This is a genomic window from Micromonospora sp. HUAS YX12, assembly GCF_040215685.1.
GTDB lineage: Bacteria > Actinomycetota > Actinomycetes > Mycobacteriales > Micromonosporaceae > Micromonospora > Micromonospora tulbaghiae.
In genome coordinates, this window is sequence record NZ_CP157974.1 from 1,220,512 (window position 1) to 1,243,714 (window position 23,203).

Genomic DNA, 23,203 nt, shown 5'->3' on the forward strand with positions numbered 1-23,203 from the left:
CTCAGACCCGCTGCTCGCCCAGGTCGGCCACCTCGGCCGCGGGCGCCCAGCCCTGGTAGACGCCGAAGTCGAACGCCTCCAGCCCCATCGCCTCGGCCACCGGCCAGCGCCCACCGGTGTACTCCAGCCGCAGCCAGCCCTCGTGCTCGGCCAGCACGATGAACGGCTGTCCCTGCCAGGTGCAGGTGGTCCGCACGTACGCCAGATCGTCGACCTCGGCGGCCGGCACCACCCGGACGTACCGGCCGGGGCGTACCTCGGTGAAGCCCTCGCCGGGGCCGGGCTGGTAGAGGCGGATGTCGTCCCCGTCCGGGCTGGCGTGGTACTCCCGTCCCCGCCAGCGGGCCACGTAGCCGTCGCGGGTCACGCCTCGCCCGCCTTCCGCCACAGCAGCTCGTCGGTGTCCAGGACCGCGACCAGCTTGCTGTCGCCGTCCGCGCCGACCCGCCACAGCTCGGCGCCGTGCGGGAGCCGGGCACTGTCCACCTTGAACTCGGCGATCACGTCGCTGCTCTCCCCCGGCGCGAAGCCGTTGCCGCGGAACGGGGGCCGCTCGATCACCCAGCCCTCCATCGCCCGCATCGCCGCCTCGTTCGGGCCGCCGTACGGGATCCGGTAGAGGCTCGGCCGGTAGGCGGGCCAGCGCAGCAGGTAGATCTCCTCGTCGTCCGGGGAGAACGGCGAACCGGGGTGGCCGAGGCCGAGCGCGCCGTACAGCTCCGCCGGGGTACGCAGGTGCGCCAGTTCCCCGGCCCGGTGCACGAATCCGGAGACCCGGTCGTAGCCACGCTCCAGGTAGTACGCGAGCTGGCTCGCCGCGATCGCCTTCTGCATGGTGACCGGCCGGTTCGCGTCGATCGTGGGCGCCTCCGGGCGCTCTCGCTCCGCCGGCTGCGGCGCGGCGGCCGGCTCCGGGTCGTCGCCGAGGCCCACCTCGGCCGCCCAGTTGGCGAGCGCGAGAACCTGCTCCCCCGGGTACGTCGCGCCGACCGGGCTGCCCGGGTTGACCCGGAACGACCACGCCACGTCCGGCCACCTGCGGATGAGCTGGACGAACTTGACCCGTACCGTCTCGACCCGGCCCTCGGTGTGCTCGGCCAGGCGTTCCGGCGAGGTGTATACCGAGACGCACCTCTCGCCGTCTACCTGATCGGCGTGCCAGACGAAGCCGGGGTCACCCGGCCGGCTGCCGGCGGCCGAGCCGGGCGCGACCGGCAGCAGCACCCGGGCCAGCAGCAGGGTGGTGAGGAAGCCGTCGGTGCTGCCGCTGCCCCCGGCGGCCAGCAGTTCCTCCTCGACGTCGTTCGCCGGTACGAACTCGGCGGCCGATCCGTCGCCGGACGGCGGGACGTCTGTCGTGGCGGGTGCCGCCGGCTCTGCTGTGGCCGGCACCGGCGTGGACAGCGCCACGGTCGCGTCACCGGGCAGGAGCAGCGATGTGGTGACCGGTTCGTCGCCGGTCGCCGGCTCGAAGAGGGACACGGTCGGCTGCTCCGCCGGCACGACGTCCGGCAGCGAGACGGTCGGCTCGTCCGGTACCGGGCCGGCCACTGTCGCAGTCGCTCCGGCCGGTGCCGGGCCGAACAGCGAGACCGTCGGCTCAGATGGCGGTGTGAACAGGGGCGCGGTGGCCTCGCCCGCCGGGGCCGACGACGCGAACAGCGACGTCGTGGGCTCGGACTCCGACGTGAGCGAGACGGTCGGCTCGTCGGTGGTCCCGGTGCGGGCCGGTGTCGGCTCGGTGAGGTTCAGCGTGTCGTCGGCGACCGGCGGGTCCACGGAGATCGGCATGGTCGGGTCGGTGCCGGCCCACGGCGTGGACGCGCCCCCGGCCGGTTCCGCGCGCACCGGACCGTTCTGCCGCGCCGACCAGAGCGGCGCGGGCTCGGTCAGGTCGCGGGCCTCGATGACGGTGCCCTCGATGACGATGGGTGTGAAGTCGCGGCGCGGCGCGGGTGGCGCGGAGACCGGTTCGGCGATCGACGGAGGCAGCTCCTCCGCCGCCTCGTCGATCGTCTCCCACCGGGTGGTCTCGCCCTCGGTACCGCCCGGCGCGGCCCCCCATCCGTCAGCAGTGGCCGGTCCGGCGGCAGCGGACCCGGCGTCCGTCGCAGTGGCCGGTCCGGTGTGCCGCCGGGGCAGCGATTCCGTGGCGTCCTCGGGCGGGCGGGTCGGCCGGAACGCCTGGGTCGCCTCCTCCGACCGGGGCCCCGGCGACGGCTCGTCCGTCCGGGTCGGGAAGGCGTGGGTCAGGCCCTCGCGTACCGGCTCGTTCAGCGGCCGGCGGCGCGGGAACGGCTGCCCGCCGGCGAACCGGGTCGGCGGGGCGGCCCGGTCGCCGGCCCGGCGCGACGGGTCCAGCGGCGACGGGCGCCGGGCCGAGCGGCCACCGGACGAGGGTTCGAAGAAGGAGCGGGACGGCGGCGGCGCAGAGGCCGCAGGTGGCTCGTCGGCAGGTGCCGCCGGGGCGGCGGCGAACGGGTCCGGCTCGTCCGGGCGGCGGCGCAGATCGGTGAGCCAGCCGTCGAGGGCGTCCGTATCCGACTCGGCGCCGGGGGCGGTCCGGCTCGGGGCGTCGCTGTCCGGCGCCGGGCGGCGGGGCGGCACGGTGGGCAGCCGCCGCCCGAGGACCGAGGTGGCCCGCATCGGCACCGTCGGCGGCTCGTCGGTCTCCAGCAGCCGCTCGTCCCGGCCGGGCGCACCGGCAACCGGCGGCACGACCGGAGGTGGCACAGCGGGAGGCGGCACAGCGGCCGGCGGGACGGGCACGGCCGGCGGGCGGGGCGCGGCCTCGGGCACCGCGTTCCGGGCTCCCCGGGTGGCGTTCTCCACCCGTTCCAGCCGGGCGCGGGCGCCCATCGTCCGGCCGGGCAGCCGGACGTCGCCCCGGGAGAGCTGCGTCACGTACCAGGCGGGCAGGTAGCCCTCGATGGGCAGGCCGGGGTTGACCGCCAGCCACCACTCGGGGTTGGGCCAGCCGGCCGCCAGATCCGGGTACGGGACGCGGCGGGTGGGCCCCGCGTTCTCCCCGAGGCTCGCGCGCAGCGCGGCGACGGAGGTGAAGGCCAGCACGTGGGTGCGGCCCCCGGAGGTCCAGGTGCCCCACCCGGCTGTCGGTCCGCTCGCGGCCGGAAGCAAGAGATCGACGCGGGTCAGCACCCGGAAGTACCGCTGCTGGTCCTGCGCGCGCAGCGCGTCCCGCATCGCCACCTCGGCCTCGGTGGCCGGCTCCCATCCGGTCACGGCCACCTCTCCTTCCGCGAACAGGCCACAGGCATCGCCTACAACCTACAAGGTGGCAGCAAGATCAGGACTTTTGGCCATCGACGGTCGGCCCCGACGTGAGCGAGCCGCTAACATCCCGTTCCGGAGCCGACACGCTACGGAGGTCGTCGATGTCTAGGTCGGTCGCGTACCCCGCCGTGGCCGTCCTGGCGACGCTCCTCGTCACAGCGGCTCCGGCCGCTCCGGCGGCGGCTCGCGCGCCCGCCGGCTGCGCCTCGCCGCCCGCGCCGGCCCGGCCGGTGGCCGACCAGCCGTGGCCGCAACAGCGGTACGCCCCGGACCGGCTCACCCCGCTCGCGACGGGCGCCGGGATCGTGGTCGCGGTCGTCGACTCGGGAGTGGACCGGTCCCACCCGCAGCTGGCCGGCCGGGTTCTCGACGGCGCCGACTTCCTCGACCGGGGCGGGGACGGCACCCGGGACTGCGCCGGCCACGGCACCGGGGTGGCGAGCATCATCGCCGCCGCGCCGCAGCCCGGCGTCGCGTTCCGCGGCCTCGCGCCGGACGCGCGCATCCTGCCGGTACGGGTGAGCGAGCAGCAGGTCGTCGAGGGGCGGGAGTCGGGGCGTACGGTCGACGCGGCCGGGTTCGCCCGTGCCATCCGCTGGGCCGTGGACCACGACGCCGACGTGCTCAACCTCTCGGTCGTGCTGTACGCGGACGACCCGGCCGTACGCGCCGCCGTCGCCTACGCGGTGCGGCGGGACGTCGTCGTGGTGGCCGCCGCGGGAAACCTGCACGACAACGGTGATCCCCGGCCCTACCCGGCGGCGTACGACGGGGTGCTCGGCGTCGGCGCGATCGGGCGGGACGGGACACGCTCGCCGTTCTCCCAGACCGGCTCGTACGTGGACGTGGTCGCCCCGGGTAGCGAGGTGCTGATGGCGGCGCCCCGGTCGGGGCACCAGCGGGCGGAGGGGACCAGCTACGCCACTCCGTTCGTGGCGGGTACGGCGGCGTTGCTGCGCCAGTACCGGCCCCGGCTGAGCGCGGACGAGGTGGCCGGTCGGATCGTGGCCGCCACCGATCCGGCGCCGGGGCGGGACGCGGGCTACGGCGCGGGGGTGCTCAACCCGTACCGGGCGGTGACCGAGTCGGCCGGCGCGACCGATTCCCGCATCCGGCCGGGCGCGGCGCTTCCCGCCGACCGGCCCGATCCGGCCGCGCTGGCCCGCCAGTCCCGCCGGGACACGGCCCGGGACCGGGCTCTGCTGGCCGCCGGCGTCGCGGGCGGGGCGGTGGTACTCGTGGCGGCGTTCGCCCTGGTGCTGCCGCGCGGCGCGCGCAGGCGCTGGCGGGCGGCCGACCCGGCCGCGCCGAGATGACCGCCGGTCCCGTGCGAAGCCGCGCGGCCCGGGTCACCCGCCCGGGCCGCGCGGCGTCGGTTCACTGGAACAGGTTGGCGTTGCGCTTCTCGGTGTCGAGGTAGTCGGTCGCGGAGTCCTCCACCGCGAGCTTGATGTCACGCAGCATCGCCTGGAGATCCTGGGAGGCGGCCCGCCACCGGGACTGCCGCACCTCGTACGCCTCGCGGGCCTCGCCGTTCCAGCTCGCCACCAGCGGGGCGGCGTCGCGTTCGAGCTGACCGAGCTGGCTCTCCAGCGTGGACAGCGCCCGTTGGATGTCGGCGCCCGCCTGTTGCAGGGCGGCGAAGTTGACGACCAGCACACCGTGCTCCATGGGTTCGATCCTTCCGGTTGTCAGAGCGGCAGCTGGATGCCGCGGTTGGTGCCCGCCACCCGGCCGGCGGCCTCGGTGTCGGAGACGTCGTACTGCCGGCCGGCGGTGCGGATCGCGGTGGCGGTCTCGCGCAGCGCTCGGTGAAGGGCGGCCTGGTCCTGCGCCCACTGCTGCTTGACCTGCGCGAACGAGCGCCCACCGGCGCCCCGCCAGGCCTGCTGCAACACCTCCAGCTCGGCCATCAGGCCGCTGAGCATGGTCTGGAGCGACTGGTCGACCTGCTCGAACTTCGCGGCGGTCTGCTGCATCACCGCGGCTTCTGCCTGGGTCTGGGACATCCCGGACGTCACCTCGTCTCCTCGGTCGTGGCTGGCCACCGTGTGACCACCGTGGACTCGTCGGCGGGGGTCCGGAGCCGGCGGAGGGGAAGCCCGGCGGCGGCGGACACGCAACTCGACGATTTCGTCGCTGACGGTAGCCGCCCGACTCCGGTTCTGCTACCCCTTCGGGCTCCCCTGTGGACAACTCGCCCACTACGATGAGCCACGGCAGCGTCACGCGGAGGCCCGGCGAGGAGGTGCGGTGACCGCGAGCACGTCCGAGCGGCCCGCGTCCGTCCCGGTCCGCACGCCACAGTGGACGGGCCGTCCGACCGCGCGGCTGCGCGCCGGTCAGATCGTGGCGACCCAGGTCGCGGCGGCAGCGCTGATCGCGGCCGTCGGGCGGGGTGTCGTGCCGACAGCCGTCGCGCTGCTGTCGGTGGCCCTGCTGCTGCCCGCCGCGTGGGTGCGGGTGCGCGGCCGCTGGCTGCACGAGTGGCTCGTCACCGCCGCCGCGTACCTGACCCGGCGGCGCGCCCTGCCACCGGCGGCCGACCCGGCGGCGCTGCTGGAGCTGCTCCGGCCGGGCGCGGTGGCCGGCGCGACGGAGGCGGCCGGCGGGGCAGCCGTGATCCACGACGCCGCCGGACTGACCGCGCTGCTGGAGCTGGGCGACCCGGACGACCTGCTCGGCGACCACGCGCACGAGCTGCCCACGCCGTTCGACCTGCTTCCGCCGGCCGGCCCGGACGCCCCCGCGATCCGGTTGCAACTGGTGTTCTCGTCGTCGCCCGCACCCGCGCCCGCGGTCGCCGGTGGTCCGGCCGGGACGTCGTACCGCCAGCTCACCGACGGGCGGCTGGCCGGGCGGGCACGCGTGGTGCTGGCCGTCCAGGTGCTGCGCGCCGACGGCTGGCCGGACGAGGATCTGCTGCGGGCGCTGTCCGGCACCCTGCGGCGGCTCGTCCGCCGGCTCGGCCCGCTCACCGCCCGGCCGCTGGGCGGCGACGCGGCGCTGCGGGTGATCGCCGAACTGGCCCACCACGAGCCCGGCGCCCCGGTGCGGGAGACCTGGCCGCTGCTCACCGTCGGTGGCCTGGCGCAGGCCACCTGGCGACTGCGCCGGTGGCCGGATCCGCGCGGCGAGGCGGCGCGAGGGCTGGTGGGCCGGCTGCTCGCGCTGCCGGCCACCGCCACCACCGTCGCGCTCACTGTCGGTCCGCGCACCGGCACCGCGCCGATCCCGGCAGAGCTGGCGGTACGGGTGGCGGCCGGTAGCGCGGCCGAGCTGTCGGCGGCGGAACGCACGTTGCGCCGGGTCGCCGGTGACACCGGCGCCGAGTTGCGCCGGCTCGACGGTGAGCACCTGGCCGGGTTGGCCGCCACGCTGCCGTTGGCGGTGACCGGTGGGGCCGCGTCCCCGGCCGGGTCGCCCCCGCCCGCGCTGGACCTGCCCCCGGCCACCGCCGGCCTGATGGTGGGCGCGAACCGCCACGGCGCCGCGCTCACCGTCCGCCTGTTCCGGCCGGCCACGACCCGGGTGCTGCTCGTCGGCGGCGTGGCCGCCGCGCAACTGCTCGTGCTGCGGGCGCTGGCGCTCGGCGCGCGCGTGGTGGTGCAGACCGGCCGTCCCCGGTTCTGGGAGCCGTTCGTGCGGGGTGTCGGGACGGTCGGCGGCGGCGTGCCGCTGCTCCCGCCGGGTCGTCCGGTCGGTGGCGCGCCCGGCTCGCCGCTGCACCCGCTGCTGGTGGTGGTGGACGCCGGCCCGGTGCCGCCGGAGGCCGGACCGGCGGCCGCCTGGCAGTCGGTGCTGGTGGTCCGCGACGAGCTGACCCCGGCCGACACGCCCGCGCTGGCCCGCGCCGACCTGGCGATCCTTCAGCCGCTCGACCCGGACGAGGCCGCGCTCGCGGGCGCGGCGCTGGGCCTGGGCGGCTCCGCGGAGTGGCTGACCCGGATCCGCGACGACATGGTGGCGGTGGTCAACCGGCGCGCCCTGCGCTGGGCGCTGCTCTCGCCCACACCCGTCGAGTCGCAACTGGCCGGTCGCCCGGCCCGGCACTGACCGGCCGCGCGACTTCCCCTGGTGGTACGGCCGTGGCACGATCCCGGCCATGGATTTCCTGAAGGGTCTTCTGATTCGCGTGGGTTCGACGGCGGTGGCGTTCTGGCTCGCCACCCTGCTCATCCCGGGCATCTCGCTCGACTCCGACTCGGCCACCGAGACGGTGATCACGCTGGTGCTCGTCGCGGTCATCTTCGGCGTGGTGAACGCGGTGCTCCAGCCGATCATCAAGACCGTGGGGTGCGGCTTCTACCTGCTGACCCTCGGCCTGATCGCGCTCGTGGTGAACGGCCTGCTCTTCCTGCTCACCAGCTGGATCGCCGGTGAGGCCGGACTGCCCTTCCACGTGGACGGGTTCTGGCCGGAGGCGGTGCTGGGCGCCCTCTTCGTCGGCATCGTCACCTGGATCCTCGGCGCCGTCCTCGACCGGGACTGACACCGGGCCCCGGCCGGCCGCCGTGGCGACCGGCCGGGGCCACCAGGCCAGCAGTAGGGAATTGGCTGGCGAGAGGGCCGGGCGGTGGTACTAGCCTCGGCCGCGTGTTCACCCTGACCCGCGCGGACGGCTACGAGATCAGCACCGACCCGGACCGGATCGACCTGGACCGGGTGCACGTCTGGCTCGCCACCGACGCGTACTGGGCGCTGGGGCGGGAGCGGGAGACGGTGGCGCGCGCGTTCGCCGGCTCGATCGGCTTCGGCGTCTACCGGCCGGCTGACGGGCGGCAGGTGGCGGTCGCCCGGGTGGTCACCGACGGGGCCACGTTCGCCTGGCTCTGCGACGTGTACGTGGACCCGGCCGAGCGGGGTCGCGGGCTGGGCACGTGGCTGGCCGGCGCGGTCCGCGACCACCTGGGCGAGCTGGGCGTACGCCGGATCCTGCTGGCCACGCTCGACGCGCACGGGGTCTACGCGAAGATCGGCTTCCGGCCGATCGCGCCGGATCGGTGGATGGAGCTGGATCAGCGGGTGACACCAGTCACCGATAAGGACCAGGAGAGCGATCCACCACTTACGGTGGAGCGGTGAACCAGCTCCGGCTCGGCTACCTGTACGGCGTCGGCGCGTACCTGATCTGGGGTTTCTTCCCGATCTACCTGAAGCTGCTGCGCCCGGCCGGGCCGGTGGAGATCCTCGCGCACCGGATCCTCTGGTCGGTGGCGTTCGTGGCCCTGCTGCTGGCCGCCACGCGGCACGCCGGCTTCCTGCGCAAGCTGGCCCGGCGACCCCGGGCGCTCGCCGGCATCGGGCTCGCCGCCGCGCTGATCGCTGTCAACTGGGGTACGTACATCTACGGCGTGAACTCCGACCGGGTGGTGGAGACGGCGCTCGGCTACTTCATCAACCCGCTGGTGTCGGTGCTGTTCGGCGTCCTGATGCTGCGGGAACGGCTGCGCCGGGCACAGTGGGCGGCACTCGGCGTCGGCGCGCTCGCGGTCGCGGTGCTCACCGTCGACTACGGCCGCCTGCCCTGGCTGGCGCTCACGCTGGCGTTCAGCTTCGCCGGGTACGGCCTGGTCAAGAAGCGGCTCGCGCTGCCCGCCACGGAGGGGCTGTTCGTCGAGTCGGCGGTGCTGGCGCTGCCCGCACTGGCGTACCTGGGGTGGCTGTCGGCGCGCGGCGACTCGACGTTCGGGCACGTCTCGGCCGGGCACACCGCGCTGCTGGTGCTCGCCGGCGCCGCCACCGCGATCCCGCTGCTGCTGTTCGCCGGGGCGGCGAACCGGCTGCCGCTGTCCACTGTCGGCATGCTGCAGTACCTCGCGCCGATCCTCCAGCTCGGTTGCGGCGTGCTGATCTTCCACGAGCCGATGCCGCCGGCCCGGCTGGCCGGTTTCGCCCTGGTCTGGCTCGCCCTGGTGGTCTTCACCGCCGACGCCCTGCGCCACTCCCACCGCACCCGCCAAGCCGCCCGCACCCGCACTCCCACCCCCGCCCTGTCCCGCTGATCTTGCACTTTCCGCCCCGGCAAAGGGGCGATAACACCCGCGCCGAGGGCCGTAAGTGCAAGATCAACGGGGAGGGGCAGGGTCAGCGGAGGTCGTAGGCCAGGACGGGGGCGTTTGTTCCTCGGAGCAGCTCGAGGCGGACCAGTTCGCCCTTGGTGAAGCGGGTGACGCCGGAGAAGCGCAGGTCGTCGCCGGGGGCGGCGAGCCAGGAGCCGATCTGCTCCGTCGCGCCGTCCGGGCCGTGCGCCACCAGCCGGAACGTGTACGCCTCCCGGTGCCCGGCCCGCCTGTCGTACCCGCAGTGCATGGTGACCTCGGTGCCCCACGGCGTCTCCGTCAGCCCCACCTCGGCGTGCACCGGCACCGTCCCGGCCACCGGCCGCATGGAGGCCAGCGCCACCGGCGGCTTGGACGGCTCGGCCGGCGACTGCACGAGCCCCACCCCGACGCCTGCGAGCACCGCGAGCGCGGCGGCGGCGAGCGCGGTCAGCGCGTACCGCCGTCGGGAGCGGGACCGGTCGCGGCGCCTGCGCTCGCGCGCGGCGTCGAGCAGCGCGGGCACCCGCGACGTCTCCGGCCCGACCTCCAGGAACTGCTCCAACCCGGCCGGGTCGAGCCGGCCCAGCAGGCCGGGCAGCACGGCGATCTCGGCCACCGCCTCCCGGCACTGCGCGCACCCGGCCAGGTGCCGCTCGTAGGCGACCCGGTCCGCCGGGGCGAGGGCGCCGAGCACGTACGCCCCGTCGTCGTGCGCGAACTCGCAGCGTGTCACCCGGTCACCCCCATCTCGGCCAGCGCCAACCGTAGTGAGCGCAGCGCGTAGTGGGTACGCGACTTCACCGTGCCCGGTGGTACGCCCAGCCGCGCCGCCGCCTCCGCCACCGAACGCCCCTGGTAGAAGCACTCGACCAGCACTTCCCGGTGGGTCGGGCTGAGCCGGTTGAGCGCCTCGGCGACGGTCCACGCCTCCACCGCGCGCTCGGTCTCGTCGACCGTCTCGGCGGTCTCCGGCAGTTCGTCCGTGTACACCTCGCCGACCCGGGCCGAGCGTCGCCGCCAGGCGTCGATGGCGAGGTTCCGCGCGGTGGTGAACAGCCAGGCGCGTACCGAGCCGCGTCGCGGATCCAGTGACTCGGGGTGCCGCCAGGCGCGCAGGAGCGTCTCCTGCACGAGATCCTCGGCCCGGGGCCGATCGCCGTTGACCAGCCGCAGGGCGTGCGCGTACAGCGCGTCGGCATGCTCGTCGTGCAGCGCGCGCAGCAGTTGGGCGTCGTGGTCGCTGATGGCGGTACCTCGCTTCCGGCGGCGGGGAAACCGGCGATGCGTTCGCCCTTCCATACGTGCCGTGACGCCGAACGGTTCAGCCGCAGGTCAACGCGGAGCTGTTCACGTCCGGTTCAGGTCCGGGCCGAGCGCCGCTCACCGTGCCCTGGCAGCGTCCGGCGGGTGAGCGCGCGGTCGTTCGCCCGTGCGCCTTCCGACGTTGAGATCAGGAGGCTCCACCTCATGAGCGACCGGCCTCGCCTGCTTCCGCTGCTCGGTGGCACCCGCCACGGCAGCCGCGACGCGATGACCTGTCTTTACCGGTGCGGCAACGCCTGCGACCACCCGGTGCCCAACCCGACCGACAACCCGTACTTCGGGGACGTGGTCGACACCGAGATCTCCCGGCGCGGCGTGGTCCGGGCCGGCGCGGTCGGCGCGCTGGTGCTCGGCTTCGGCGGCGCCGCCGCGGGCGCGCTCGCCGGCGCCGCGCCGGCCGCCGCGGCCCCCGCCGCCCCGCCCGTGCCCGGCGGCGGCGAGGTGCCTCCCGCCGGGGCGGGCCGCCCGGGCAACGGCGCGCTGACGTTCAAGCCGATCCCGCCGAACAAGCTCGACACCCTCGTCGTCCCCAACGGGTACGACCACTCCGTGGTGATCCGCTGGGGTGACGAGGTCGTGCCCGGCGCGCCCGCGTTCAGCCTGGGCCGGCAGACCGCCGCCGCCCAGTCCGAGCAGTTCGGCTACAACAACGACTTCGTCGGCGTACTGCCGATCGACCGCAGGCGCGCGCTGCTCGTGGTGAACCACGAGTACACCAACGAGGATCTGATGTTCCCCGGCTTCACCAGCCAGGACGCGCTCACGGTCGAGCAGGTGCGGGTGGCGATGGCCGCGCACGGCATGTCCGTGGTCGAGCTGGAGCGGGTGGAGAACACCGGGCAGTGGCGGCCGGTACGGCGTGGCCGGCGGGAGTACAACCGCCGGGTCACCGCGCTGGCGACGAAGTTCGAGCTGACCGGCCCGGCCGCCGGGTCGGCGTGGCTGCGTACCGCCGCCGACCCGAAGGGCCGGACGGTGATCGGCACGCTCAACAACTGCGCCGGTGGCGTCACCCCGTGGGGCACCGTGCTCTCCGGCGAGGAGAACTTCAACCAGTACTTCGTCGGCGGCGACGGCGCGCCGGAGGAGCAGAAGCCGAAGCTGGCCCGGTACGGCATCCCGACCGACGTGCGCCACCCGAGCGGCAGCCGCAAGTGGGAGCGGGCGGACGAGCGGTTCGACCTGGCCAAGCACCCCAACGAGGCGAACCGGTTCGGCTGGATCGTCGAGATCGACCCGTTCGACCCGCAGGCCAAGCCGCGCAAGCACACCGCGCTGGGCCGGTTCAAGCACGAGGGCGCGAACGTGATCGTGGCGCGCAACGGCCGGGTGGTCGCGTACATGGGCGACGACGAGCGGTTCGACTACCTCTACAAGTTCGTCTCGGACAAGAAGTTCATGCCGGGGAAGTCCTCGGTGGCCCGGCGGCACAACCTGACGCTGCTGGAGTCCGGCACGCTCTACGTGGCGAAGATTGAGGGGGACAGCCCGGCCGCCGAGATCGACGGTTCGGGCAAGCTCCCGGCCGACGGCGGCTTCGGTGGCCGGGGCCGCTGGATCAAGCTGGTCAGCGGCAACCGCTCGTACGTCGACGGCATGACCGCCGCGGACGTGCTCACGTTCACCCGGCTCGCCGGGGACAAGGTCGGCGCCACGAAGATGGACCGGCCCGAGGACGTCGAGCCGAGCCTGCTCACCGGCAAGGTCTACGTGGCGCTGACGAACAACAGCGACCGCGGCAAGGCCGGCAAGGCGCCCGCCGACGAGGCGAACCCGCGCAACAGCAACAGGCACGGGCAGATCCTGGAGCTGGTCGAGGACCGCGGCGACAACACCGGCGAGACCTTCGCCTGGTCGCTGCCGATCGTCTGCGGCGACCCGGCCGACGCCTCGACCTACTTCGCCGGGTACGACAAGACGAAGGTCTCCCCGATCTCCTGCCCGGACAACGTCGCCTTCGACGCCACCGGCAACCTGTGGATCTCGACCGACGGCAACGCGCTGGGCAGCAACGACGGCCTGTTCGCCACCGCCGTCGAGGGTCCGGAGCGGGGCCACCTGAAGCAGTTCCTCACCGTGCCGCTCGGCGCGGAGACCTGCGGCCCGTTCATCACCGGTGACAACCGTTCGGTCTTCGTGGCCGTGCAGCACCCGGGTGAGGTCACCGGCGCGTCGGTGGAGAACCCGGCCTCCACCTGGCCGGACGGCGACTTCGCCAAGCCCGGCGTGGTGGTCACCTGGCGCCTCGACGGCGGCCCGGTCGGTAGCTGACCCACCCCGGGAGCGGTCCGGCGCTGGACCGCTCCGCGAGGGGCCGTCGACCCACCCGGTCGGCGGCCTCTCGTCAGTTCTCGGAGGCGATCCCGTCGGCGATGGCGCGCGCGGCGGTGAGCAGCTTGGCGCGGACCACCCGGGCCGAGGTCATCATCTCGCCGGCCGGCAGCGCGCACGCCAGCACCACCCGGCGCTCGATGTCCTTGTCCGGGGTGACGAGCACCGCCGCGCACGCCACGCCCTGCCGGAACTGCCCCAGCTCGAGCTGCATGCCGCGCCGGTCACCGGCGGCCAGGTCCGCCTCGAACGCCTCGACGGTGGTGAGCGTGGCGGTGGTGAACGGGCGCATGCCGTACTCGCGCAGGTAGCGGAAGCGCTGTTCGGTGGTGAGCGTGGCGAGCAGGCTCTTGCCCAGCGCGGTCGCGTGCGCGCCCTCGTCGAAGCCCGGCACCAGCTCTTCCATGTAGGGCGAGCGCGGCCCCTCGGCGGATGCGGTCACCGCCACCTGCCCGCCGACGAAACGGCCGAGGTAGTGGCTCCAGCCGGTGTCCGACGCCGCGCGGCGCAGCGCCTCGCCGACCGCCGGCGGCCCCCGGAACGCGGTGACCAGCTCGCGGTAGCGGTCGGCCACCTCCAACCCCACGATGTACGTCCCGTCCTCGCGCCGGATCACGTAGCCCTCGTACGCGAGCGTGCGCACCAGGTGGTAAGTGGTGGCGACGGTCAGCTCGCAGCGCCGGGCGATCTGCTTCACGGTGAGCCCTCTCGGCGCACGGCCGACCGACTCGAGCACTCGAAGCGCGCGGGACACGCTGCGGATCAGGTCCGAAGGTTCCGCCAAGGGGTCGCGCACAACCACCTCCGCCGCCGGGGACTTACACCATATGAAAAACCGGCCGAGTGCGAAATGCCTGTTCGGATGGAGGATGCCAGAAGACCGGGCACGGACCGTGCGCCGACGGACACGATGAGCAGCCAAAACGTTCGGGCGTAAGGTGTGCTCGCGATGACCGAAACCGTTTCGCGAACCGAACCGCCGAAGGCCCGACACGCCGTCTCCGTGGGCGCCGGCGCCACCGTCACCACGATCGTGTGCGTCCTGCCCGTCTTCCTGGTCGGTGGGCTCGCCGTGCAGCTCGCCGACGAACTCCGCTTCAGCCCGGCCGGGCTGGGCCTGGCCGTCTCGATCTACTTCGGCGTGAGCGCGCTCGCCTCGGTGCCCTCCGGCGCCCTGGTCGAGCGCTTCGGCCCGGCCCCGGTCGCCCGGGCCGCCATCCTGCTCTCCGCCGCCTCGCTGCTCGCAGTGGCCGGGCTGGCCCGGTCGTACCCGGTCCTGGTGGCCCTGCTGGCCCTCAGCGCCGCCGCCAACGCCCTCGGGCAGCTCGCCAGCAACGCCGCGCTCGCCGAGCACGTACCCGCCCACCGGCAGGGCCTCTCGTTCGGCGTCAAGCAGGCCGCCGTACCGGCCGCCACGCTGCTCGCCGGTCTGGCGGTACCCACGGTCGCGCTGACCGCCGGCTGGCGCTGGGCCTTCGTGGCGGCCGCCGCGGCCGCGCTCGCCGCGCTGCCGGCCGTACCCCGGGCCGGACGGGACCGGCGGACCCGGACCGCCTCCGGCCGCCGCAACGGTGGCACCGGCCCGCTCGTGGTGATCGGGCTGGCCGCGACGCTCGCGGCCGCCGCGGCGAACGCCCTCGGTACGTTCCTGGTCGACTCGTCGGCGGCGCGCGGGCTCTCCCCCGGCCTGGCCGGCCTGACGCTGACCCTGGGCAGCGTGGTGTGCGTGCTCGCCCGGGTGGGCCTCGGCTGGCTGGCCGACCGGCGCACCAGCGGGCACGTCGGACTGATCGCCGGGATGCTGCTGACCGGCTCGATCGGCCTGATCCTGCTCGCGGTGAGCGGCTCGGCGCCGCTGGTCGCGGGCGTGGTGCTCGGCTTCGGTCTCGGCTGGGCCTGGCCGGGGCTGATGAACTTCGCCGTGGTCCGGCTCCACCCGCAGGCCCCGGCCGCCGCCACGTCGATCACCCAGACCGGCGTGTACGCGGGCGGCTGCCTGGGACCGCTCGGCCTGGGCGCGCTGGCCGGAGCGGCCGGCTACCCGGCGATGTGGCTGACTGCCGCCGCGGCGATGCTCCTGGCCGCCCTCCTGATGCTGCTCGGCGCCCGCCTCCTGCGCCGCCCCACCCCCGCCCTCCCGTGACCCCGGCGATCATGAAGTTGGCGGTGCGACACGCCGGGGTGGCCGACCGTCAACCTCATGATCGACGGGGAGCGGGCGAGCCGGGTGCGGGTGGGCGCGGGGGCGCCGGGTCAGCTGGTGCGGTCGGCGATGTAGTCGCAGAGGGACTCCAGCGCGCGACGCGCCGGGCCCTCGGGGAGCGGGGCCAGCCGGGCCCGGGCGTCCTCGGCGTAGCTGCGCACCGTCTCCCGGGCGCGCTTGAGCGCCGGTGACTCCCGCAGCAGGCCCAGCGCCTCGGCGTGCAGCGCGTCGTCCACCAGCGGGCCGGTGGCCAGGATCTCGCGCAGCCGTACGCTCGCCGCGTCCGCGTCGTCGGAGGCCATCGCGTAGAGCACCGGCAGGGTGGGTACGCCCTCGCGCAGGTCGGTGCCGGGCGTCTTGCCGGACTGGACCGACTCGCTGGCGATGTCCAGCAGGTCGTCGGAGAGCTGGAACGCGACGCCGATGATCTCGCCGTACTCGGCCAGGGCCTCGACGTGCTCGGGCGACGCGCCGCCGAACATGCCACCGAAGCGGGCCGACGTGGCGATGAGCGAGCCGGTCTTCTCGGCGATCACGTGCAGGTAGTGCGCGACCGGATCGGTGTCGCGCGGGCCGACCGTCTCGGCGATCTGGCCGTGCACCAGCCGGGCGAACGTGCGCGCCTGGAGGCGTACCGCCTCGGGGCCCAGGTCGGCGGAGATGTCCGCGGCCCGGGCGAAGAGGTAGTCGCCGACCAGGATGGCCACCGAGTTGGTCCAGCGGGAGTTGGCGCTCGGGGCGCCACGCCGTACGGCCGCCTCGTCCATCACGTCGTCGTGGTAGAGCGTCGCCAGGTGGGTGAGCTCCATCACCACGGCGGCGGGGACGACCTGGTCGGCGTCCGGCTCGCCGAACTGGGCGCCGAGCGCCACCAGCAGCGGACGGAACCGCTTGCCGCCGGCCTCGACCAGATGCCGGGACGCCTCGGTCACCAGCGGATCGGCGCTCGCCACGCTCGCCCGCAGGCTCGCCTCGACCCGGTCGAGCACGCCCAGCACTGAGGCTTCGACGCGCGGGTCGGCGAGGTGCAGGCCGAGCGCGCCGAACTGACCTGAACGCTCGCCAGCCGGGTTCGCCACGTCCTCAACCATGCCACACCCGTTCGACCTGCTCGTCGACGGGGATACGGGCCGGGGGCCGGTACGCCACGGCGTACCGGCCCCCGGTGGGGTCACCTCTGTCATCTGACGAATTCGGCGGCACCGGTGGTCAGGTCGAGCAGCGGGCCGGGCACCACGCCGAGGACGAGCGTGGCGAGCACGCCGATGACCAGCGCGGCCGAGGTGAGTGCACCCGGCACGGTCACCGTCGGGGTGGACTCGCCCGGCTCGGACAGCCACATCATCACCACGACCCGCAGGTACGGGAAGGCCAGCACCATGCTGGTCAGCACGCCGGCGATCACCAGCCACGCCTGGTTCGCCTCCAGCGCCGGCCCGAAGACCGCGAACTTGCTGGTGAAGCCGCTGGTCAGCGGGATACCGGCGAAGGCCAGCAGGATGAACGTGAAGATCGCCGCGAAGAACGGCGAGCGGCGGCCCAGCCCGGCCCAGCGGGACAGGTGGGTGGCCTCCCCGTCGGCGTCGCGCACGAGCGTCACCACGGCGAACGCGGCGAGCACCGAGAAGCCGTACGCGGCCAGGTAGAACATGGTGCCGGAGAGCCCTTCACGGCTCGGCGCCAGCACACCGACGAGCAGGTAACCGGCGTTCGCGATCGACGAGTACGCCAGCAGGCGCTTGATGTCGGTCTGGGTGACCGCCAGCACCGCGCCGACCAGCATGGTCAGCACCGCGATCGCGCCGAGCACCGGGGTGAAGTCCCAGGAGGCCCCGGCGAACGCGACGTGGAAGACGCGCAGCAGCGCGCCGAACGCGGCGACCTTGGTGCAGGCCGCCATGAAGCCGGTGACCGGGGTCGGAGCGCCCTGGTAGACGTCCGGCGTCCAGACGTGGAACGGCGCGGCAGCGGCCTTGAACAGCAGGCCGATGGCGAGCAGCGCCATGCCGGCGAACAGCAGCACCGGGCTGGACGGCGACTCGGTGACCGCGGCGTGCACGGTGGCGAAGTCGACGCCCGCCGTGCGGCCCGGGATCCCGGAGGTGAAGCCGTAGATCAGGGCGACACCGAACAGGAAGAACGCCGAGGCGTACGCGCCGAGCATGAAGTACTTCAGCGCCGCCTCCTGGCTCAGCAGACGCCGGCGGCGGGCCAGCGCGCAGAGCAGGTAGAGCGGCAGCGAGAAGACCTCCAGCGCGACGAACATGGTCAGCAGGTCGTTCGCCGCCACGAAGATCAGCATGCCGCCGATCGCGAACGACATCAGCGGGTAGACCTCGGTGGCGCCACCGACGCCCTCGGCCTGCCGCCGGTCCTCCGCCGACTCGGCGGTGACAGCGGCGTGCGCCACGAAGGCGCCGCCCCGCTCCACCGTGCGCTCACCGACGAGCAGCAGCGCCATCACGGCGAGCACCAGGATGGCGCCCTGGAGGAACAGCGTCGGGCCGTCGATCGCGATGGCGCCGCCGATGGTGATCAGCCGGTCGTCGGCGTTCAGGATCACCATGACGATCGCGGCGAGCATCGCCACCAGGGCGAGCCCGAGTTGCACCGCGTTGCGCAGGCGGCGCGGCACGAACGCCTCGACCAGGACCCCGAGCAACGCCGCGCCCAGCATGATCAGGATGGGAGCGAGCGCCGCGTAGTCGATCGACGGCAGCTTGAGCTCGGTCATTTTGCGGCCTCCTGGACGCTGCCGACCTCAGGGGCGGGATCGGACTTGCCGACGTCCTGCATGGTCGCCTGGACGGCGGGGTTGATGACATCGGTGACCGGCTTGGGATAGAAGCCGAGCAGCACGATCAGCGCGATCAGCGGCGCGACGACGACCTTCTCGCGCAGGGTGAGGTCGCGGCGCATGCCCTCGACCTCGGTCAGCGCCGGGTTCAGCGTGCCCTGCGTGGTGCGCTGCACCATCCACAGCACGTACGCCGCCGCCAGGATGATGCCGAGCGTGGCGATCACCGCGACCGGCTTGTTGACGGTGAACGTGCCGATCAGCACGAGGAACTCGGAGACGAACGGCGCGGTACCCGGCAGTGCCAGTGAGGCGAGACCGGCGAAGAAGAGCACGCCGGCGAGCACCGGCACCAGCTTGCCCGCGCCGCCGAAGTCGCTGATCAGCGCCGAGCCGCGCCGGGCGATCAGCATGCCGACCACCAGGAACAGCAGGCCGGTGGCCAGGCCGTGGTTGAGCATGTACAGCACCGCGCCGGTGCCGGCCTGGGTGGTGAACGCGAAGATGCCGACGCCGATGAACCCGAAGTGCGCGATCGAGGTGTACGACACCAGGCGCTTCAGGTCGTTCTGGCCGACCGCCAGCAGCGCGGCGTAGATGATGCCGATGACGCCCAGCGCCAGCGCCCACGGCGCGAACCAGCGCGACGCCTCCGGGAACAGCGGGAGGCAGTAGCGCAGGATGCCGAACGTGCCGACCTTGTCCAGCACGCCGACCAGCAGCGCGGCGGCACCGGCCGGGGCCGCGCCACCGGCGTCCGGCAGCCAGGTGTGGAACGGGAAGAACGGCGCCTTGATCGCGAAGGCGACGAAGAAGCCGAGGAACAGCCAGCGGGCCGTGTCGGTGGCGAACTCGGCCTGGCTCAGCGCCTGCCAGTCGAAGGTCTTCCCGCCGACCACCCAGAGGCCGATCACCGCGGCCAGCATGAACAGACCGCCGACCAGCGAATAGAGGAAGAACTTCACCGCCGCGTACTGCCTCTGGTGGCCGCCGTAGCTGCCGATCAGGAAGTACATCGGCACCAGCATGACCTCGAAGAACACGTAGAACAGGAAGACGTCGGCGGCGGCGAAGACGCCGATCATCGTGCACTCGAGGACGAGCAGCAGCGCGAAGTACGCGGGCACCGAGCGCTTCGACGCCTCGGCGTCGTGCCAGGACGCCAGGATCACCAGCGGCACCAGGATCGCGATCAGCATGAGCATGACCAGCGCGATGCCGTCCACCTCGAAGGTGAAGTTCACGCCCCAGTTCGGGATCCACGGGTACGACTCACGGAACTGGAACCGGTCACCACCGGCGGAGAAGGCGAACCACATCACCACCGAGAGCACCAGCACCAGCAGCGACCAGCCGAACGCCACCAGCTTGGCCAGGTCCGGGCGGCTGCGGGGCAGCAGTGCCACCACCAGGGCGCCGACCAGCGGCGCCACGGTCAGCACCGAGAGGAACGGGAAGTTGGACATTATTCGGCCTTACCTCCGTCGTGACTGCGTGGCCCGCCGGCGGGGGCGGCCGCGTTGAGGTCGATCACGCCAGCCACCCCGCCTGCACCGCCAGGAACGCCGCCACCACGAGCAGCGCGCCGGTCAGGATCGAGGTCGCGTACGACCGCACGAAGCCGGTCTGGAGCCGCCGGAGCCGGCCCGAGCCCCCGCCCACGGCGGCGGCCAGGCCGTTGACCAGCCCGTCGACGCCCCGGTTGTCGAGGAACACCAGCGCCCGGGTGAGGAAGATGCCCGGCTTCTCGAAGACCGCCTCGTTGAAGGCGTCCGTGTAGAGGTTCCGGCGGGCGGCGGTGACCACCACGCCGGCCGGCTGCGGCTCGGTGGCCGTACCGCCCCGGAACAGGAACCAGGCCAGCCCGGCGCCCAGCACCGTGACCAGCAGCGACAGCGCGGTGAGCAGCCAGTGCGCCAGCACCGGCGCGTGCTCCCCGCTCTCGGTGCCGAGCCCGTTGGTGGCGGTGAGCCAGTCCGGTACGGAGGTGGCGAGCAGGAAGCCCGCGCCGACCGAGCCGATCGCCAGCAGGATCAGCGGGACGGTCATCAGCTTCGGCGACTCGTGCGGGTGCTCGATGTCCTCGGTCCAGCGCTTCGGGCCGTGGAACGTGAGCACGAACAGCCGCGTCATGTAGAACGCGGTGAGCCCGGCGCCGAGCAGCGCGGCCATGCCGAACAGCCAGGCCGTCCAGCCCTCCCGCTCGAACGCGGCCACGATGATCGGCTCCTTGGAGAAGTAGCCGGAGAACGGGAACATGCCGATGATGGCGAGCCAGCCCATCATGAACGTCAGCCAGGTGACCTTCATGTACTTCGACAGCCCGCCGAAGCGGCGGATGTCCACCTGGTCGTTCATGCCGTGCATGACCGAGCCGGCGCCGAGGAACATGTTGGCCTTGAAGAAGCCGTGCGCCAGCAGGTGCACGATGGCCAGCGCGTACGCGGCGCCGCCGAGGCCGACGCCCAGGAACATGTAGCCGATCTGGCTCACGGTCGACCAGGCCAGCACCCGCTTGATGTCGTCCTTGGCCGCGCCGATGATGCAGCCCATCAGCAGCGTGAGCGCGCCGACGCTGACCACCACGAGCTGGAGCGTCTCGTTGGCCGAGAAGATCGCGTTGGAACGGGCGATCAGATAGACGCCCGCGGTGACCATGGTGGCCGCGTGGATGAGCGCGGACACCGGGGTCGGGCCCTCCATCGCGTCCGGCAACCACGCCTGGAGCGGGAACTGACCGGACTTGCCGGCCGCGCCGAGCAGGAGCAGCAGGCCGAGCACCAGCACGGTGGTCGAGGTCAGCGAGCCGACCCCGTTGAACACCTCGTCGTACTGGGTGGTGCCGAGCATGGCGAACATGATGAAGATGCCGATGGCCAGGCCGGCGTCGCCGACCCGGTTCATCAGGAACGCCTTCTTGCCGGCGGTGGCCGCGCTGGGCCGGCCGTACCAGAAGGAGATCAGCAGGTACGACGCCAGGCCGACGCCCTCCCAGCCGAAGTAGAGCATCACGTAGTTGTTGCCGAGCACCAGCAGGAGCATGGCGGCGACGAACAGGTTGAAGTACGCGAAGAACAGCCGCCGGCCCGCGTCGTGCGCCATGTACTCCACGGCGTAGAGGTGGATCAGAAAGCCCACCCCGGTGATCAGCAGGACGAAGACCGCGGCCAGCGGATCGAAGAGCAGACCGAAGTCCACCCGCAGGCCGCCGACCGCGATGAAGTCCCAGAGGCTCAGCTCGACCTGCTTGTTCTCCAGGCCGCGGAGCTGGAAGAAGTAGGTGAGCCCGAGCACGAAGGCGGCGCCGATGGCACCCACGCCCAGCCAGTGGCCCCAGCGGTCGGCCCGCTTGCCGAGCAGCAGCAGGATCGCCGCGCTGACCAGCGGGATCGCCACCAGCAGCCAGACACTGCCCAGCATCCCGTCCGCCGTGGCGAAGGTGACGGCTTCGGCTGGCTCAGACTGGGCGATCGTCAGAATCTGTTCCACCACGAGCCCCTCAGTACTTCAGCAGGTTGGCGTCGTCGACGCTGGCCGAGCGCCGGGTCCGGAAGATCGCCATGATGATCGCGAGCCCGACCACGACCTCGGCCGCCGCCACCACCATCACGAAGAACGCCATGATCTGGCCGTTCAGGTCGCCGTTGATCCGGCTGAACGTGACCAGGGTCAGGTTGGCCGCGTTGAGCATCAGCTCGATGCACATGAACAGCACGATCGCGTTGCGCCGGACCAGCACGCCCACGGCGCCGATGGTGAACAGCACCGCCGCGAGGATGAGGTAGTAGTCCGGGGTCATTTCTCAGTCCCCTTCGGTGCGGTCTCCTCGGCCGTCAGCTCGCGCACCGGCATGATCTCCGGGATGCTGCGGTCGGTCAGCCGGCCGTCGGGCAGACGGGCCGGGGTGGCCACCGAGGAGGACGTGGCGTAGACACCCGGGCCGGGCTTCGGTCCGGGGTAGTTGCCGGGGCGGAACCGCGCCTTCATGGTGGCGATCTGGTCCATCCGGTCCGCCTTGCGCCGCTCCACGTGCGCCAGCACCATCGCGCCGACGGCGGCGGTGATCAGCAGCGCCGAGGTCAGCTCGAAGGCGAAGACGTACTTGGTGAACAGCAGCCGGGCGATGCCCTGCACGTTGCCCTCGGCGTTGGCCTGGTCGAGCCCGACCGGCTGGACGCCGTCGAGCGCGCGGTAGAGGCCGGTGCCCACCAGGCCGGCGAAGCCGAGCCCGAGGACCACGGCGGCGACCCGCTGGCCGCGCAGCGTCTCGATGAGCGAGTCGGACGCGTCCCGGCCGACCAGCATCAGCACGAACAGGAACAGCATCATGATCGCGCCGGTGTAGACGATGATCTGCACCATGCCGATGAACGGCCCGGCCTGAAGCACGTAGAACACGCCCAGGCAGAGCATGGTCAGCACCAGCCAGAGCGCGGAGTGGACCGCGTTGCGGGCCCACACCATGCCGACCGCGCCGAGCAGGGCCAGCGGGGCGAGGATCCAGAAGGTGACCTCCTCACCCCCGGACACCTGGCCGGCGGCGGCGAGCACCGTTGCCGAGGTCATGCCTTGCCTCCCTTGCCCGCCGCGGCGGCGGACCGCTGCTCGGCCTGCTCGGCGCCGGGGAAGGTCACGCCCGGGTGCTCCTCCACCTGGTACCGGCCGGGGCCCATCGGCGAGCGCTCGGCGCCGGCCGAGGTGCCCGGGTTGGTGAGCGCGCCGACGTAGTAGTCCTTCTCGCTGTCGCCCAGCCGCATCGGGTGCGGCGGCTGCTCCATGCCTTCGAGCAGCGGCGCGAGCAGCTGCTCCTTGGTGAAGATCAGGTCCTGCCGGTTGTCCCGGGCCAGCTCGTACTCGTTGCTCATGGTGAGCGAACGGGTCGGGCAGGCCTCGATGCAGAGCCCGCAGAAGATGCACCGGGCGTAGTTGATCTGGTAGGTGCTGGCGTACCGCTCACCCGGGGAGAAGCGCTGCTCCTCGGTGTTGTCGCCACCCTCCACGTAGATCGCGTCGGCCGGGCAGGCCCAGGCGCACAGCTCGCAGCCGATGCACTTCTCCAGCCCGTCCGGGTGCCGGTTGAGGATGTGCCGCCCGTGGTAGCGCGGCGCCGAGACCGGCGGCTTGAACGGGTAGTCGGTGGTGACGACCTTCTTGAACATGTGCGAGAAGGTGACACCGAAGCCCTTGAACGTTCCGGTGATCGCGCCCACG

General features: G+C 73.2%; 21 protein-coding genes. 7 read left to right on the forward strand and 14 right to left on the reverse strand.

Annotated features, from left to right (window positions below):
- Window position 1: 1 nt before the first annotated feature.
- Both ABIH81_RS06075 and ABIH81_RS06080 read right to left on the reverse strand, forming a co-directional pair.
- Window positions 2–367 (reverse strand): hypothetical protein, encoded by a 366-nt coding sequence (locus ABIH81_RS06075; protein WP_091414562.1) that lies wholly within the window; start codon window positions 365–367, stop codon window positions 2–4.
- On the reverse strand, window positions 364–3,243 hold the full coding sequence (locus ABIH81_RS06080; RefSeq protein WP_349879412.1) for an SseB family protein: 2,880 nt from the start codon (window positions 3,241–3,243) through the stop codon (window positions 364–366). Before ABIH81_RS06080 ends, ABIH81_RS06075 begins: the two co-directional genes overlap by 4 nt.
- A gap of 152 nt (window positions 3,244–3,395) precedes the next feature.
- Here ABIH81_RS06080 and mycP point away from each other — a divergent pair, with 152 nt between their 5' ends.
- Window positions 3,396–4,610: a type VII secretion-associated serine protease mycosin gene (gene mycP, locus ABIH81_RS06085; protein ID WP_349879413.1), complete on the forward strand. Its 1,215-nt coding sequence runs from the start codon at window positions 3,396–3,398 to the stop codon at window positions 4,608–4,610.
- Window positions 4,611–4,671: 61 nt separating this feature from the next.
- On the opposite strand, the gene ABIH81_RS06090 is transcribed toward mycP, so the two are convergent.
- Together ABIH81_RS06090 and ABIH81_RS06095 are read right to left on the reverse strand one after the other, a co-directional pair.
- Window positions 4,672–4,965 carry a WXG100 family type VII secretion target gene (locus tag ABIH81_RS06090; protein WP_013473567.1) on the reverse strand — a complete coding sequence of 98 codons (294 nt, stop codon included), beginning with the start codon at window positions 4,963–4,965 and terminating at the stop codon, window positions 4,672–4,674.
- Window positions 4,966–4,985: 20 nt separating this feature from the next.
- Window positions 4,986–5,303 carry a WXG100 family type VII secretion target gene (locus tag ABIH81_RS06095; RefSeq protein ID WP_091414556.1) on the reverse strand — a complete coding sequence of 106 codons (318 nt, stop codon included), beginning with the start codon at window positions 5,301–5,303 and terminating at the stop codon, window positions 4,986–4,988.
- A 244-nt stretch (window positions 5,304–5,547) separates the two neighbouring features.
- Between ABIH81_RS06095 and eccE the strand changes: the two genes are divergently transcribed.
- The 4 genes from eccE to rarD all read left to right on the forward strand — a co-directional run bounded on the left by eccE (window position 5,548) and on the right by rarD (window position 9,299).
- Window positions 5,548–7,350, forward strand: a complete 1,803-nt coding sequence (gene eccE, locus ABIH81_RS06100; RefSeq protein WP_349879414.1) for a type VII secretion protein EccE — start codon at window positions 5,548–5,550, stop codon at window positions 7,348–7,350.
- Between the two features lie 49 nt (window positions 7,351–7,399).
- The gene (locus ABIH81_RS06105; protein WP_013283623.1) at window positions 7,400–7,786 is read left to right on the forward strand and encodes a phage holin family protein; all 387 of its coding nucleotides are present in this window, start codon (window positions 7,400–7,402) and stop codon (window positions 7,784–7,786) included.
- Window positions 7,787–7,890: 104 nt separating this feature from the next.
- Complete coding sequence (locus ABIH81_RS06110; protein WP_349879415.1) at window positions 7,891–8,379, forward strand: GNAT family N-acetyltransferase; 489 nt, start codon at window positions 7,891–7,893, stop codon at window positions 8,377–8,379.
- A complete protein-coding gene (rarD, locus tag ABIH81_RS06115) occupies window positions 8,376–9,299 on the forward strand; it encodes an EamA family transporter RarD (protein WP_349879416.1) in 924 nt (307 codons plus the stop codon). The genes ABIH81_RS06110 and rarD overlap by 4 nt, the downstream gene beginning before the upstream one ends.
- Before the next feature lie 82 nt (window positions 9,300–9,381).
- Here the strand turns inward: rarD and ABIH81_RS06120 are convergent, their stop codons facing one another.
- Window positions 9,382–10,071 carry a zf-HC2 domain-containing protein gene (locus tag ABIH81_RS06120; protein ID WP_349879417.1) on the reverse strand — a complete coding sequence of 230 codons (690 nt, stop codon included), beginning with the start codon at window positions 10,069–10,071 and terminating at the stop codon, window positions 9,382–9,384.
- Window positions 10,068–10,562, reverse strand: a complete 495-nt coding sequence (locus ABIH81_RS06125; RefSeq protein WP_030274508.1) for a sigma-70 family RNA polymerase sigma factor — start codon at window positions 10,560–10,562, stop codon at window positions 10,068–10,070. The genes ABIH81_RS06120 and ABIH81_RS06125 overlap by 4 nt, the downstream gene beginning before the upstream one ends.
- 243 nt (window positions 10,563–10,805) lie before the next feature.
- Here ABIH81_RS06125 and ABIH81_RS06130 point away from each other — a divergent pair, with 243 nt between their 5' ends.
- The gene (locus tag ABIH81_RS06130) at window positions 10,806–12,932 is read left to right on the forward strand and encodes a PhoX family phosphatase (protein WP_349879418.1); all 2,127 of its coding nucleotides are present in this window, start codon (window positions 10,806–10,808) and stop codon (window positions 12,930–12,932) included.
- Between the two features lie 73 nt (window positions 12,933–13,005).
- Here the strand turns inward: ABIH81_RS06130 and ABIH81_RS06135 are convergent, their stop codons facing one another.
- Window positions 13,006–13,788 (reverse strand): helix-turn-helix domain-containing protein, encoded by a 783-nt coding sequence (locus ABIH81_RS06135; protein WP_349879419.1) that lies wholly within the window; start codon window positions 13,786–13,788, stop codon window positions 13,006–13,008.
- Between the two features lie 153 nt (window positions 13,789–13,941).
- On the opposite strand from ABIH81_RS06135, the gene ABIH81_RS06140 reads away from it, so the two are divergent.
- Complete coding sequence (locus tag ABIH81_RS06140) at window positions 13,942–15,135, forward strand: MFS transporter (RefSeq protein WP_349879420.1); 1,194 nt, start codon at window positions 13,942–13,944, stop codon at window positions 15,133–15,135.
- 110 nt (window positions 15,136–15,245) lie between these two features.
- On the opposite strand, the gene ABIH81_RS06145 is transcribed toward ABIH81_RS06140, so the two are convergent.
- The 7 genes from ABIH81_RS06145 to nuoI all read right to left on the reverse strand — a co-directional run bounded on the left by ABIH81_RS06145 (window position 15,246) and on the right by nuoI (window position 23,202).
- The gene (locus ABIH81_RS06145) at window positions 15,246–16,286 is read right to left on the reverse strand and encodes a polyprenyl synthetase family protein (RefSeq protein ID WP_349879421.1); all 1,041 of its coding nucleotides are present in this window, start codon (window positions 16,284–16,286) and stop codon (window positions 15,246–15,248) included.
- An 89-nt stretch (window positions 16,287–16,375) separates the two neighbouring features.
- Window positions 16,376–17,929 (reverse strand): NADH-quinone oxidoreductase subunit NuoN, encoded by a 1,554-nt coding sequence (gene nuoN, locus ABIH81_RS06150; protein WP_349879422.1) that lies wholly within the window; start codon window positions 17,927–17,929, stop codon window positions 16,376–16,378.
- Window positions 17,926–19,458 carry an NADH-quinone oxidoreductase subunit M gene (locus ABIH81_RS06155; protein ID WP_013473559.1) on the reverse strand — a complete coding sequence of 511 codons (1,533 nt, stop codon included), beginning with the start codon at window positions 19,456–19,458 and terminating at the stop codon, window positions 17,926–17,928. The genes nuoN and ABIH81_RS06155 overlap by 4 nt, the downstream gene beginning before the upstream one ends.
- A 64-nt stretch (window positions 19,459–19,522) precedes the next feature.
- Window positions 19,523–21,412: an NADH-quinone oxidoreductase subunit L gene (gene nuoL, locus ABIH81_RS06160; RefSeq protein ID WP_349881021.1), complete on the reverse strand. Its 1,890-nt coding sequence runs from the start codon at window positions 21,410–21,412 to the stop codon at window positions 19,523–19,525.
- A 79-nt stretch (window positions 21,413–21,491) separates the two neighbouring features.
- Window positions 21,492–21,791: an NADH-quinone oxidoreductase subunit NuoK gene (gene nuoK, locus ABIH81_RS06165; RefSeq protein WP_013283611.1), complete on the reverse strand. Its 300-nt coding sequence runs from the start codon at window positions 21,789–21,791 to the stop codon at window positions 21,492–21,494.
- Window positions 21,788–22,558, reverse strand: a complete 771-nt coding sequence (locus ABIH81_RS06170; protein WP_349879423.1) for an NADH-quinone oxidoreductase subunit J — start codon at window positions 22,556–22,558, stop codon at window positions 21,788–21,790. The genes nuoK and ABIH81_RS06170 overlap by 4 nt, the downstream gene beginning before the upstream one ends.
- Window positions 22,555–23,202, reverse strand: a complete 648-nt coding sequence (gene nuoI, locus ABIH81_RS06175) for an NADH-quinone oxidoreductase subunit NuoI (protein WP_013283609.1) — start codon at window positions 23,200–23,202, stop codon at window positions 22,555–22,557. Before nuoI ends, ABIH81_RS06170 begins: the two co-directional genes overlap by 4 nt.
- Between the last annotated feature and the right edge of the window lies 1 nt (window position 23,203).